This is a genomic window from Ruegeria sp. BB1 (genome assembly GCF_056539465.1).
In genome coordinates this window covers 115,383-128,903 of record NZ_JBQFVB010000001.1, presented here as the reverse complement: position 1 = coordinate 128,903, position 13,521 = coordinate 115,383, and the positions used below count along the sequence as shown (strand labels likewise).

The 13,521-nt window shown below is 59.2% G+C and carries 12 protein-coding genes; 7 read left to right on the top strand and 5 right to left on the bottom strand.

Annotation, left to right across the window (positions count from 1 at the left end; genetic code table 11):
* Positions 1 to 7 precede the first annotated feature (7 nt).
* The 4 genes from ACR0AL_RS00665 to ACR0AL_RS00650 form a co-directional block, all read right to left on the bottom strand.
* The gene (locus tag ACR0AL_RS00665; protein ID WP_480661599.1) at positions 8 to 790 is read right to left on the bottom strand and encodes a hypothetical protein; all 783 of its coding nucleotides are present in this window, start codon (positions 788 to 790) and stop codon (positions 8 to 10) included.
* Positions 787 to 1,611 (bottom strand): sulfite exporter TauE/SafE family protein, encoded by an 825-nt coding sequence (locus tag ACR0AL_RS00660; RefSeq protein WP_480661597.1) that lies wholly within the window; start codon positions 1,609 to 1,611, stop codon positions 787 to 789. The genes ACR0AL_RS00665 and ACR0AL_RS00660 overlap by 4 nt, the downstream gene beginning before the upstream one ends.
* A 39-nt stretch (positions 1,612 to 1,650) precedes the next feature.
* A complete protein-coding gene (dusA, locus tag ACR0AL_RS00655; RefSeq protein WP_480661595.1) occupies positions 1,651 to 2,676 on the bottom strand; it encodes a tRNA dihydrouridine(20/20a) synthase DusA in 1,026 nt (341 codons plus the stop codon).
* A gap of 154 nt (positions 2,677 to 2,830) precedes the next feature.
* The gene (locus ACR0AL_RS00650; RefSeq protein WP_480661593.1) at positions 2,831 to 3,433 is read right to left on the bottom strand and encodes a TetR/AcrR family transcriptional regulator; all 603 of its coding nucleotides are present in this window, start codon (positions 3,431 to 3,433) and stop codon (positions 2,831 to 2,833) included.
* A gap of 139 nt (positions 3,434 to 3,572) precedes the next feature.
* On the opposite strand from ACR0AL_RS00650, the gene ACR0AL_RS00645 reads away from it, so the two are divergent.
* The 6 genes from ACR0AL_RS00645 (at position 3,573) to ACR0AL_RS00620 (ending at position 11,094) form a co-directional block, all read left to right on the top strand.
* Positions 3,573 to 4,037: a (2Fe-2S)-binding protein gene (locus tag ACR0AL_RS00645; protein WP_170349143.1), complete on the top strand. Its 465-nt coding sequence runs from the start codon at positions 3,573 to 3,575 to the stop codon at positions 4,035 to 4,037.
* A gap of 3 nt (positions 4,038 to 4,040) precedes the next feature.
* Entirely contained in the window at positions 4,041 to 6,227 is a 2,187-nt protein-coding gene (locus ACR0AL_RS00640) for a xanthine dehydrogenase family protein molybdopterin-binding subunit (RefSeq protein WP_480661591.1), read from the top strand.
* Positions 6,228 to 6,364: 137 nt separating this feature from the next.
* On the top strand, positions 6,365 to 7,684 hold the full coding sequence (locus ACR0AL_RS00635) for a glutamine synthetase family protein (protein ID WP_480661589.1): 1,320 nt from the start codon (positions 6,365 to 6,367) through the stop codon (positions 7,682 to 7,684).
* A gap of 58 nt (positions 7,685 to 7,742) precedes the next feature.
* Positions 7,743 to 8,423, top strand: coding sequence for a type 1 glutamine amidotransferase (locus ACR0AL_RS00630; protein ID WP_425080404.1), 681 nt, complete (start codon positions 7,743 to 7,745; stop codon positions 8,421 to 8,423).
* On the top strand, positions 8,423 to 9,781 hold the full coding sequence (locus tag ACR0AL_RS00625) for a glutamine synthetase family protein (protein ID WP_170349147.1): 1,359 nt from the start codon (positions 8,423 to 8,425) through the stop codon (positions 9,779 to 9,781). Before ACR0AL_RS00630 ends, ACR0AL_RS00625 begins: the two co-directional genes overlap by 1 nt.
* Positions 9,782 to 9,789: 8 nt before the next feature.
* Positions 9,790 to 11,094, top strand: a complete 1,305-nt coding sequence (locus tag ACR0AL_RS00620) for an NAD(P)/FAD-dependent oxidoreductase (protein ID WP_480661588.1) — start codon at positions 9,790 to 9,792, stop codon at positions 11,092 to 11,094.
* Between the two features lie 21 nt (positions 11,095 to 11,115).
* Here the strand turns inward: ACR0AL_RS00620 and ACR0AL_RS00615 are convergent, their stop codons facing one another.
* On the bottom strand, positions 11,116 to 12,078 hold the full coding sequence (locus tag ACR0AL_RS00615) for a formylglycine-generating enzyme family protein (RefSeq protein WP_170375919.1): 963 nt from the start codon (positions 12,076 to 12,078) through the stop codon (positions 11,116 to 11,118).
* 227 nt (positions 12,079 to 12,305) lie between these two features.
* Between ACR0AL_RS00615 and ACR0AL_RS00610 the strand changes: the two genes are divergently transcribed.
* A complete protein-coding gene (locus ACR0AL_RS00610; RefSeq protein WP_170349150.1) occupies positions 12,306 to 13,520 on the top strand; it encodes a DegT/DnrJ/EryC1/StrS family aminotransferase in 1,215 nt (404 codons plus the stop codon).
* The last annotated feature ends 1 nt before the right edge of the window (position 13,521 follow it).

Below are 13,521 nucleotides of genomic sequence, written 5' to 3'. Positions count from 1 at the left end.
CAGGAGGTTAGGCGGATTCGATCCATTCGGCTACTCCCCCGGCGCACTCGGGGCGGAAATAGGCGATCATGCGTCCATCCGCCCCGGCCGAGGCATTGACGCCCCATGGGGCCACCCCATGCAGGCAATGACGGTGCAACAGGTAGGCCTCACCGGGTTTGGCGGGCAATTCGATGCGTGGGCAAGTGTCGAATACTTCACGGCGCGCAGCCTGATACGCCTCGGTTATATCCACCTGATGCAGACTATCCCGTGAATACCCGTCCAGCGCGCTTCTGAATGCGGCGCGCAGGATTTTATGACTGCCTTCCCACAGCACCATGGGGGCGGCATCAATACTGGCATCGTTCAGAGGAATGCCCAATATCCACGCATGCGGCTCATCCACGCGCCGCCGCCGATCCGGTCCCGCGGGCCGCAACCCGTCCACATGTGCCGCGTCCCGCTTCAACCGATACTGCCCGGCGCTGGCGCTTTCGCCCTGTCGCGGGCGTGGATAGCCGGGGTAGATGACCGAGACCTGCCCCTTGTGTAGCGGCAGTTCTCCGTACTGATCGGTGATGAAATCCATGGCCTGGCCGGACAACACCCCCGATTGCCCAACCCTGCCCCGCGGGTCATTGTCCAACGCGTCGACGCCAATAAACCATGTCCCCTCACAATCCAGCCATTGGGCATGGGCTGGGTCAGTGACAGATGCACGGGCAGCGGGCAGCGCGTGCCCTACCCACTCGGCCAGCACCGGATCGAAGGGGAACCTGATCCAGCCATTTTCGTGAAAATCGCTCATAACCCCAGTGCCTTACGCAGCATGTTCAGGGCGACCAGCGTCAGGAACACCGCAAACACGCGTCTGAGGGGTTTAGGGTTCATCGCATGAGCCAGCTTTACCCCCCACGGCGCGGTGATTGTCGTCATGGCGACAACGATACCAAAGGCGACCAGATTGACCGCCCCGATGGTCAGAGGCGGGCGGTGTTCCGGCGGAACGTCCAGAAACAGAAAGCCCAGAACCGAAGGCACCGCGATGATCACGCCAAAACCGGCAGCAGTTGCCACGGCGCGGTGAATGGGCGTGTTGTAAAGGCTCATCAGTGGCACGCCGAAACTGCCGCCTCCGATCCCCATCAACACCGAAAGAAAGCCCACCAGGGGCGACAGTACGGCACGTTTGATCCCTTTGGGCATGGCGTCACCCAACCGCCATTCAGATTTGCCTAGCCCAAGATAGGCACCGATGACCATCCCCAGAACGCCAAACAATATCTGCAGAACCTCGGTCCGCAGCGCCGAGGCCACCAGAACGCCAATGATCGCCCCGACCGCGATCCCAGGCCCCCAGCCGCGCAGAATTTCCCAGTCCACAGCGCCTTTTTTGTTGTGCGACAACACCGATCGCACAGAGGTCACGATGATCGTCGCCAAAGAGGTCGCCAGACACAACTGCATCAATTGCGGGCCGCCATAGCCAAGCGTCTGAAAGGCATAGAAAAAGGCCGGAACCAGCACGATGCCCCCGCCAACGCCCAGCAATCCGGCCAGCACACCGGCCAGCGCCCCGATTACAAGTAATAGGCCCAGCATCTGGGCCAACAACATCGTCTCGGGCATCTTCCCCCCATAGCGGCCTATGGCCGTGTCTTATTCCGCTCAAACCTCGACCAGAGGCGCCACGCGCTCCAGTGCCTGCAACATTACCTCGGGGCCCGCGCCCTCATGCACCGCGCCTTCGGACAAGGCCCGCCGCCAGGCCCGCGCACCGGGGCGACCGGCAAACAAGCCCAGCATATGACGAGTGATCTGGTGCAACCGGCCCCCTTCGACAAGGTGAGCCTCGACATAGGGAACCATTTTCTGCACAACTTCGACGGGATCAGCCGCCTGCCCGGTGCCGTAGATCAGCGGGTCAGCTTCCGCCAAAATGTCGGTCGGCTGATGATAGGCCGCGCGCCCGATCATGACGCCGTCCAGCCCTGCCTCAAGATGCGTTCGCGCCTGATCCAGAGAGGTAATGCCCCCATTGATCGATATATGTAGATCGGGAAATGCCGCCTTCATCCGGTGAACCAGATCATAATCCAAAGGCGGAACATCGCGGTTTTCCTTGGGGCTGAGACCCTGCAACCAAGCCTTACGCGCGTGGATCGTCACCCGTTCGCAACCGGCCGCGCGGATTTGGTCCAGAAATGTTGGCAGAACCTCTTCGGGGTTTTGTTCATCCACGCCGATCCGGCATTTGACCGTCACGTCAACATCCACAACCTCACGCATAGCAGATACGCATTCGGCAACCCGGCCCGGGTCCTTCATCAAAACCGCCCCAAATGTGCCGGACTGCACCCGATCCGAAGGGCAGCCGCAGTTCAGGTTGACCTCATCATAGCCCGCCTCGGTCCCAAGCCGCGCTGCCTGCGCCAATTCCTTTGGGTCGGACCCGCCCAGTTGCAGCGCTACGGGGTGTTCCTGAGGGCTGTATCTCAGCAAATGCATCGCCCCACCGCGCACCAGCGCTGGGGCCGTCACCATTTCCGTGTAAAGCAACGCTTGCCCACTGAGCAGCCGGTGCAGATAGCGACAGTGCCGATCCGTCCAGTCCATCATGGGGGCAACGGACAGACGGGCCGCGCGCCTAAGTCCACCCCCTTTCAGGGCTGTGTTTTTTACTAAATTCGACATACTTTCCGCGCCCGTCTTGGCCTTGTTCCTCAGGGGATCATTTCAGAACAGCCCTGTAGCACTATTTCGGGACCGAGTGCCACTCGGAATGCCAAATTGTCAGTTTCGAGACGAATCTCAGCCAGGGCGGATGATATGTGACGGGTTTTGACCCTTACACCGCATAACGGCTGATCATCATTTCGACGCTGTTTTCGATGGTTTCGGCCATTTCGGCCTCGCTCAGCACAGACCCGGTGAACAAAAGGGGCCAAAATGCGCGCGCTTTGATCAGGCCGATGAATTCGCGCCCCGCCTGTTCCGGATCGTCGATCCGCAATTGCCCGTCCTCGGCTGCATCCCGCATCATGCCGATGAAGGCGGCAGTTTTGTCTAGTTTGCCTGTCGCCTCGGCAGCAAGGGCCGGGCTGCGCAAGGTTTCGCTGATCACCATCCGGGACATCGCCATCACATCCGGCATCATCAGGATGCGCCCTTCGGCCCAGGCCAGTTCGGTCAGTTGTTCGCGAATATCACGGCCTTTTTTGTACCGGATTTCGACCACTTCGGCAAAGCGGCTGGACAGTTCGATCACAATCGAGCGAAACAGGTTTTCCTTGCTTTCGAAATACTTATACAGCGTACGCTTAGACACCTCGGCCTGCGCCGAGATGCGATCCATGCTGGCTGCGGCAAAGCCCTTGTCCTGGAACTCGGTCACAGCAGCTTCGATGATCTGCGCGTATTTGGTCGCATTCGGTGCGCTGCATTCGGTCATGTCAGAGCTATAGACCTATTGACAGGGGGCGGTCAAATCCTAGGTAAACGCAGGAGTTTACAAGGGTGACATTCTGTGCCACAAGTAAACGCGCCAGTTTACCGACTCAGGTAACCAGCCCAACACGGAAGGTCCCCTCATGGCACTGACATTGAAACTGAATGGCGAAACCCACACGGTTGACGCCGAACCCGGCACGCCCTTGCTGTGGGTAATCCGGGATGAACTAAAACTAACTGGAACCAAATTCGGCTGCGGCGTCGCCTCGTGCGGTGCCTGCACCGTACACCTGAATGGCGAGCCCGTACGCTCGTGCCAGACCTATATCGAAGACGTCGAAGATGCCGAGATCACCACAATCGAGGCCGTCGGCAATGACAAGATCGGCGCCGCCGTTCAGCAGGCCTGGGTTGAGTTGGACGTCGTTCAGTGCGGCTATTGCCAATCGGGTCAGGTGATGTCGGCCGTTGGGCTGTTGTCCGAAAATCCCACCCCATCCGTCGAAGAGATTGACGATTACATGCACGGCAATGCCTGCCGCTGCGCCACCTATCAACGCATTCGCGCCGGCATTCAGCGCGCGTCCGAAATTCTGGAGGCCTGATCTATGACCATCAACACCTCTCGCCGTGGGTTTCTGAAAGGGGCCGCCGCTGCCGGTGCTGTTCTGCTGGTTGGTGCGCGTGCCGATGGCGTGCTGGCTGCGACCTCATCCGAGACTGCGCAATTCAACCCCTTCGTCAAGATTGATGCGAATGGAACAGTGACGGCCATCGTCAAACACTTTGAAAAAGGTCAGGGTCCCGCAACCGGCCTGCCGACGTTGATCGCCGAAGAAATCGGTCTTCGCATGGATCAGATCGACTACGAATTCGCGCCATCTAACGCGCAGGTTTACAACAACCTTCTGTTCGGCCCCTTTCAGGGCACCGGCGGGTCGACCGCGATGGCGAATTCGTGGATGCAATATCGTCAGGCTGGTGCCGCCGCGCGCGAAATGCTGATCGCCGCCGCCGCCCAAAGCTGGGGTGTGGATGCCGCGGGTATCACCATCGACGAAGGCATCGTCAAAGCGGGCGACCAATCCGCCCCGATTGCCGAGTTTGTGGCTGCGGCCTCTCAGCTAGACGCGCCCGCCGAGCCGCGCCTGAAAGACCCATCGGAATTCCGTCTGATCGGCAACGAATCCGTGCGCCGCAAGGATTCTGCCATCAAAGGCAACGGTCAGGCCATGTACGCCATGGACGTTCACCTGCCAAACCAGATGGTCGCCATGATCAAGCGCCCTGAGTCAAAAGGCGGTATCGCCAACGGCTTTGACGACAGCGCGTCGAAAGAGGTCAAAGGCTATATCTCAGCCGCCGTTCTGCCCAATCAGGCAGGGGTCGCGGTTTACGCCGAAAACACCTGGGCCGCGATCCAGGCGCGTGACGCGCTTGAGGTTGATTGGGATATGTCGGGCGCAGAAACCCGCCATTCGGATCAGATCAAGGCCGAGATCATGGCCGCACTGGATGCCGAACCAACTTATAACGTGAACAAGGCGGACGTCGCAGCAGTCGCAGCAGCAATCGACGGGGCAGACAAGGTCATCGAAAAGACCTTTTACTTCCCGCTGCTGGCGCATGCTCCGATGGAGCCTCTGAACTGCACCATCGAACAGACCGCCGAGGGCGACATCGTCTTGCATGATGGTGCGCAAATGCCGACCGGCCCGCACATGGCGTATCAGCAAATCTTCCAACTGCCGCCCGAAAAGATCCACATCAAGACGATGCTGGCAGGCGGGTCGTTCGGGCGTCGCGCGACACCAGATGCGGATTACCAAGTCGAGGCAGCGCTGGCCTTTGTGGTCACCGACCGCTCGCGCCCGGTTAAGCTGGTCTGGACGCGTGAGGATGACATCCGCAGCGGCTATTACCGCCCTGCCTTTGGTCACAAGGTCCGTGTGGGCCTGAATGCCAATGGCGACATCGTTGGCTGGCAACATCAGGTAGCTGGCCAATCGGTCATCAAGGGCACTCCGTTTGAATCCGTTCTGGTGCATGACGGGATCGACCACAGCTCGATCGAAGGTATCGCCGACAGTCCCTATGCCATCCCCGGAATGGCGCTTGGGCTGACCGACACGCCAAAGGCAACGACGGTACTGTGGTGGCGCTCTGTGGGCCACACCCACACCGGCTATGTCATGGAGACGATGATGGATGCAGTTGCCGAGGCCGCAGGGCGCGATCCGGTGAAGTTCCGACTGTCGCACCTTGCCGACGCCAGCAACCCGGATCAGGCACGCAAAGCTACGGTTCTGAAACTGGCGGCTGAAAAAGGCAACTGGGGCAACGCGCCTGCAGGTCGCGCGCAGGGTATCGCAGTTCACAAGTCCTTTGGTTCCTATGCCGCTCAGGTTGTCGAGGTATCGGGAGATCCGGAAAACGGCATCAAGATCGAAAAGGTCACTTGTGCAGTCGATTGTGGCATTGCGGTGAACCCCGATGTGGTGCGCGCGCAGATGGAAGGCGGCATCGGTTACGGCATCGGGCATGTCATGCGCGATCAGATCACGCTGACAGATGGCACTGTGGATCAATTCAACTTCCCGGATTATGAGCCGCTGCGGATTGGCGACATCGCCGCGATTGACGTACATATCGTTCCATCAGCCGAGGCACCCACAGGTGTTGGCGAACCGGGCACCCCACCCTCGGCCCCGGCGTTGGCCAATGCAATCAACGCATTGTCAGGCACGCATGTAGCCGAACTGCCAATGGCTGAAAACGGCGTCAGCTTCGTTTAAAGCCCCTGCTCCGCGCCGTTCCCCTCTGGCGCGGAGCAACTTGCTGCAAAACCACCACGGCAATAATTTGATCAAATTTAGTGACAAGGCGCGTTTAACCCATTACATCTCGGGTAACTCGAAGGATGGAGACCCCGATGGACCTGAGCGCCCTGCACAGTTTTCGCGTTACTGCCTGTGACCTGAACGGTCAGATGCGCGGCAAGCGAGTGCCGCCCTCATATGCCGACAAGCTGACTAAAGGCGCGGTGCGGATGCCCTTTTCCGCGTTGAATGTGGATCTATGGGGCGCGGATATCGACGGCAGCCCGCTGGTCTTTGAATCCGGTGACGCCGATGGAATGCTACTGCCGACGGACCGCGGGCCGGTGCCGATGCCTTGGCTGGAAGCAGACACCGCACTGGTCCCGATGTGCTTGCATGATGACGCAGGTGTGCCCTTTGCTGGGGATCCCCGGCACGCGCTGGCCGCTGTGCTGGAACGCTATGCCCAGCGCGGTTGGTCTGTCATCGCAGCGACCGAACTGGAGTTCACTCTGCTGGACGCATCCGGCCCCCAGCCGCAGCCTCCAATCAACCCGGTCACAGATCGGCGGCTGGCGGATGAGGCAGTTTTGTCCATGGCCGAGATGGACGCGTTCGACGCGTTTTTCACCGATCTCTACGACGGATGCGCAGCCATGGGCATACCAGCCCAGACAGCGATATCCGAAAGCGGCATTGGCCAGTTTGAGATCAACCTGAACCATCAAGATGCCATGCGCTGCGCCGATGATACGTGGCTTTTCAAGGCCTTGACGCGTGGCCTTGCCCGCAAACATGGGTTTACGGCCACATTCATGTCGAAACCGTACGCCGATGACGCGGGCAACGGGATGCACGTGCATTTTTCGGTCGTTGATGAGGAAGGCCGGAACGTATTCGACAATGGCGGGCCAGAGGGCACTGATCTGCTGCGCTGGGCCGTTGCCGGATGTCTGTCGACGATGCCCGGCTGCACATTGATCTTTGCCCCCCACGGCAATTCCTACACCCGGCTGGTTCCCGGCGCGCATGCCCCAACAGGTGCAAGCTGGGCCTATGAAAACCGCACCGCCGCTCTGCGTATCCCCGGTGGTGCCCCCACCGCGCGGAGGATCGAGCATCGCGTCGCCGGCGGCGACATCAACCCTTATCTGATGCTGGCCGCTGTTCTGGGTGCCGCGCTGAACGGGGTCGAAGATGAGACCGAACCCCCCGCCCCAATCTCGGGCAATGCATATGAGATCGACAGCCTGCCGCAACTGGCGGCAGATTGGGGTTCAGCCATTACCGCGTTCGAAACCGACCCGAACGTAGCGCGCATCTTCCCCGCCGATCTGATCCGCTTTTTCGCCATGACCAAGCGGCAGGAAATGCGCCGCTTTGCCGACCGCCCGGTGGAAGAACACTGGCTAAGCTATCTGGAAGCGGTATGACCCTCTTGCCCGCGTGAACCCGGTGGGCTAGAATAAATTTGATCAAATTTGGTGACCCATGAAAATCGGCATCCTACTGACCGGCCACCCTCCTGACGTATTGCAGGACCAGTTCGACGAATATGACGCGATGTTTCGCGCGCTTCTGGACGGCAATGGCTTTACCTACGAAACCTTCGCCGTCGTGGACGGGCAGTTCCCAAAAGATGAGCTTCAGGCCGATGGCTGGGTCATCACTGGCTCGCGCCACGGCGCGTATGAGAACCACCCGTGGATACCGCCTCTTGAAGATCTGATCCGTGCCATTCGTCAAAGCGGGCGCCCCCTGATCGGCGTCTGTTTCGGCCACCAGATCATTGCGCAGGCGCTTGGCGGGAAAGTCGAGAAATTCAAAGGCGGCTGGGCCGTTGGACGCACAGACTATGAATATGACGGCCAGACCATAACGCTGAACGCCTGGCATCAGGATCAGGTGATTGAATTGCCCGAAGACGCGCGTGTGTTGGGCACAAACACATTCTGCCATAACGCGATGGTGGCCTATGGCGACAACGTCTGGACGGTGCAGGCGCATCCGGAATACGGCGATGCCTTCATTCAGGGCCTCATGAACACGCGCGGAAAAGGCGTTGTGCCCGATGCACTGATGGAGGCGGCAGCCAACCGCCTGCCCGCCCAGAACGACAATCCGAAGATCGGGCAGTTGATGGCCGAGTTTCTGAAGAAAGAGAGGGCCTGATGGCCGACTGGAAAGATCAACTGCCACAGGCAGCCCGAACTTATATCGACGGTCAACGGCTGGATGAGGTTGAATGCATCATCTCGGACTTACCCGGTATCGCCCGTGGTAAGGCTGTGCCCGCCTCGAAATTTGCAAAGCAGGCTTATTTCCATCTGCCCGACAGCGTTTTCTACCAGACCATCACAGGTGATTGGGGTGAGGCCGCCGGCGAGGATGGGTTTATCGAACGGGACATGATCCTCAAGCCTGACTTTTCGACCGCCTCGGCCGCGCCCTGGACGGGCGACTGGACACTGCAAGTGATCCACGACGCCTATGACCGGGATGGAGAGCCGATCCCCTTCAGTCCCCGCAACGTGCTGAAACGGGTGGTGCAGATGTATCACGACAAGGGTTGGAAGCCGATTGTCGCACCTGAAATGGAGTTCTTTCTGGTCGCCCGCAATGTCGATCCGGCGCAGGGGATCAAGCCGATGATGGGTCGCTCGGGCCGTCCGGCGGCGGCGCGACAGGCCTATTCAATGACGGCAGTGGACGAGTTCGGCCCGGTGATCGACGACATCTATGATTTCGCCGAACACCAGGGATTCGAGATCGACGGCATCACGCAAGAAGGCGGCGCGGGTCAGCTGGAAATCAATCTACGCCATGGCGATCCGGTCAAGCTGGCGGATGAGGTGTTCTACTTCAAACGCCTGATCCGCGAGGCCGCTTTGCGTCACGATTGCTTTGCCACCTTCATGGCCAAGCCGATCGAGGATGAGCCGGGCTCGGCCATGCATATCCACCACTCGATCATCGATACTGAGACCGGGCAAAACATATTCTCTGGTCCACAGGGCGGTGAGACGGACGCGTTCTATAACTTCATTGCCGGGCTGCAGAACCACCTGCCCGCCGGGCTGGCCGTGATGGCGCCTTACGTGAACTCCTACCGTCGCTACGTGAAAGACCACGCCGCACCGATCAATCTGGAATGGGCACGTGATAATCGCACCACCGGTATCCGCGTACCCCTGTCCGGGCCTGAGGCGCGGCGGGTCGAAAACCGTATCGCCGGGATGGACTGCAACCCTTATCTGGGCATCGCGCTGTCGCTGGCCTGTGGCTATCTCGGCCTGACACAGCAGGAACGTCCCCGCCGTCAATTCTATGGCGACGCCTATGAAGGCGAAGGCGATATCCCACAGGTTATGGGCAGCGCGCTTGACCTGTTTGATGAGGCCGACGCCCTGCATGAGGTCCTTGGCCCAGAATTCGCCCGCGTCTACAGCATCGTCAAACGCGCAGAATACGAGGAATTCCTGCAGGTGATCTCTCCGTGGGAGCGTGAGCATCTGCTGCTGAACGTTTGAGGTGCGCGATGAACCTGCTCTATTCCAACGACCGCAAGGCCGAGTATCCGGCCAGTTGGTATGCGGCGACGGCCAACCCGGTGGATCGGTTTCCGGCACTCCGCAAAGACGAGACAGCCGATGTCTGTGTCGTTGGTGCAGGCTACACCGGCCTGTCCGCCGCGCTGCATTTGGCCGAAGCCGGGCTCAACGTGGTGCTGCTTGAGGCGCACCGTGTGGGGTTCGGCGCGTCCGGTCGCAACGGTGGCCAGTTGGGAAGCGCCCAGCGCATGGATCAGGAAGACCTCGAGCGGTTGGTTGGAAACGATGATGCGGCCAAGCTATGGGATCTGGCAGAGGACGCAAAAGATCTGGTCAAATCGCTCATCGCTAAGCACCAGATCGACTGCGACCTGAAACCGGGCGTTGCCGTTCTGGGCCTCAGCGCAGGCGAGCAGCAAGACCTGCACGAACATGCCGCACATCTATCCGGCCGTTACGGTTACGATCAGATCGAATTATTGGACGAGGCCGCCGGCCACGCGCTGTGCCCATCGCCCTCTTACAAAGGCGGGTATCTGGACATGGGCGCGGCACACCTGCACCCGTTGAACTTTGCCTTGGGTCTGGCACAAGCCGCGGCAAAGGCCGGGGTGCGCATCTTTGAAAGCACCGAGGTGACCGGGATTGAGGAAGGCCAACCTGCCAAGGTGCAGACGGCGAACGGAACGGTCACCGCCGACCACGTTATTCTGGCCTGCAATGGGTATCTGGGCGATCTGAACCGCAGGGTGGCGTCAAGGGTCATGCCGATCAACAACTTCATCGCGGCGACCGAGCCATTGGGGGCCGACGCCGCCCGCGTCCTGACGCAGGACGTCGCGGTCGCTGACACCAAATTCGTGGTGAATTACTTCCGCCTCAGCGCAGATGGTCGCCTGCTGTTTGGCGGTGGTGAGAGTTATGGCTACCGTTTCCCCGCCGACATAGCCGCCAAGGTGCGCAAACCTATGACGGAGATCTTTCCGCATCTGCATGATGTGAAGATCGACTATGCTTGGGGTGGCACGCTGGCCATCACCATGCGCCGCATGCCCTACCTGACGCGGGTTGCGCCGAATATCCTGTCGGCCTCGGGCTATTCAGGCCACGGAGTGGGTACCGCTACCCATGCTGGTCAATTGATGGCACTGGCCATACAGGGACAAGCCGAAGGGTTCGATACCATGGCCCGCGTCCCCGCCCTGCCCTTTCCCGGTGGCTCCGCCCTGCGCAGCCCGTTGCTGGTTCTGGCAATGACGTGGTTTGCGCTGCGGGATCGGTTGGGGTTTTGAGGGCGAAGAACTCCAGCGAATTTACTTTAACTCTCTCAAGATACGGAAACCGTTTGATGTTGATCTCGCGGTTGGCTCCACCCTGCCCCGTGTGGCCACACGTGAAAAATCCATTGCTAGCCAAAAGGCTCCATTGCGCCCTGCTCTTGCCGAACATCCTGGCTCCAACGCCTTATTCAAGTAAACGCTTGACGTGCTCCAAAGTTGATGTGTTTCCGTCCAACAAGACATCGTTAACTCAGCCACATTCCCCGACATGTGTCGCAACCCCCAATCATTGGCGGAGTCAAGCTCGTCAACCGGAACCGGGTGACCACGCCTCGCTAGGTCTGGCCTCTTGACCCCAAGCATTTCTTCGGTGGGTTTCCCGTGGAAATTTACCTGATCCGTGGTGACGTCTTCACCTTGCGCAAACGGGGTTTGTGTCCCTGCACGAGCTGCGTATTCCCACTCGGCCTCTGTCGGAAGGCGGTAAACATCTGCCCCAACTTTATTGTTGAGCCATCGCGCGTAGGCCAATGCATCCAGATAGGACACATCAATAACCGGATGATTTCCGCGAATGTCAGCGCATCGGTCTCTGTAGGGTAGAGAGATACAATCTCTTGGGTAATGCCCCCCACACCCTCCATCATCTACACAGGCCATCCATTGCTCGTGGGTAACTTCATTTCGCCCCATGGCCACAGGCATATCGACCGTTACTGGATGTACCGGCCCTTCGTGATGCGCGATATAGGGCTCTTCGGGCGTTGCAAGTCGAAACCCTTTTGCGTCCCAGTGAAAGTTTCGTTTTGCTTCCCCCGGAGGGGCCCCCATCAGAAACTCACCCAAGGGCAAGGCAATCATTTCAGGGCATACATCGCATTCCTGAAAAATCTCAAGCGGTGTAACTTCAGTGCCATCCGAAAGCACATATTCCGCATGTACTGCCGAAGCGAACGTTGAAAGCGCCCAAAAGCAGGCGAAACGTGCGAATGTCAAAGCCGTGATCCAACCTATCAAACAAAAAGCGTAAAGGTTGGGTCATTGGCACCTTACTGCCCCCGAAGTTGCAAGCTCAAAATACTTTTTGGGACCTGTCGCAGGCTGACCTGCGACCTTCCGACTATGAAGGATTGGTGAAATTTCGCCAACATGGCGATTGAGGGGTTTTATTGCCCCCCATTTAGCTTTATCTTTCCCAAAGTTAGAATTTGGGAAAATCAAATATGACGCTTCCTCCAAACGTTCATGACGCCGAACCCATCCCCGCAGCTGCAAAAGAAGCCATCGACGCTCTGATGCAATCGGGAGACCTGTTTCGCTATACCGCGCCACAGGATGCGCCGGTGGCTCTGCTCGAGGCGGAATTTGCCGCTTTGCTGGGAACAAAATACGCGTTGGCCGTGTCATCGTGCTCGGCTGCATTGTTCCTGTCTCTCAAAGCGTTGGGCTTGCCTCGGGATGCACGGGTTCTGATCCCCGGCTTTACCTTTGCTGCCGTGCCCTCGTCTGTCGTGCATGCGGATTGCATTCCGGTGCTGTGTGAGGTCGGCGAGAATTATCGCATCGACATGGAAGATTTCGCCACCAAGCTGGACGGCGTACAGGCCGTAATCATCAGCCATATGCGCGGCCACACGTCCGACATGGATGCCATCATGGCGCTGTGCAACGAACGCGACATCCCGGTGATCGAGGATGCGGCTCATTCGCTGGGCACAACCTGGCATGGGCAGAACATTGGCACCATCGGCAAGGTGGGGTGCTTTTCATTCCAGTCCTACAAGATGATCAACGCGGGGGAAGGCGGCATCCTGATCACCGACGATGCCGACCTGGTGGCCCAGGCCGTGATCATGTCGGGTGCTTATGAGCATAACTGGAAAAAGCACAAAACTCCGCATGGCGACAACTCGCCCGAGTTGGAGCAGGCCTTTGCCCGCTGGCAGAACCAGTTGCCGCTGTATAACCTGCGGATGAGCAACCTGAGCGCTGCCGTGATCCGACCGCAGATCCCCGAACTGGCGCGGCGTGTGCGGGATGGCCTGTCTAACCACGACTACGTGGCCGAACGGCTGAACACCTCGTCCCATATCGACGTCCCTGCCCCCCTGACACCCGAACGCCGGGCACCGGATTCGATCCAGTTCAATCTGGTCGGAATGAATGAGGCCGAAATCCGCGCCTTTGCGGCGGCTTCAGAGGCACGCGGTGTCAAAGTTCAGGTTTTCGGCCTGAGCGAAGACAACGCCCGCGCCTTCTGGAACTGGCAATTCCTGCCCGAGAAGTTCGACTTGCCGCAGACACGGGACATGCTGATGAAAGCGTGCGACGTCCGTCTGCCTGTACGGCTGACCAAGGAAGAACTAGACGTGATCGCCGATATTCTACTGGCTTCGGTCGGCGAGGTGACCGGTCCGGTTCCCGTCTACGGAACTTGAT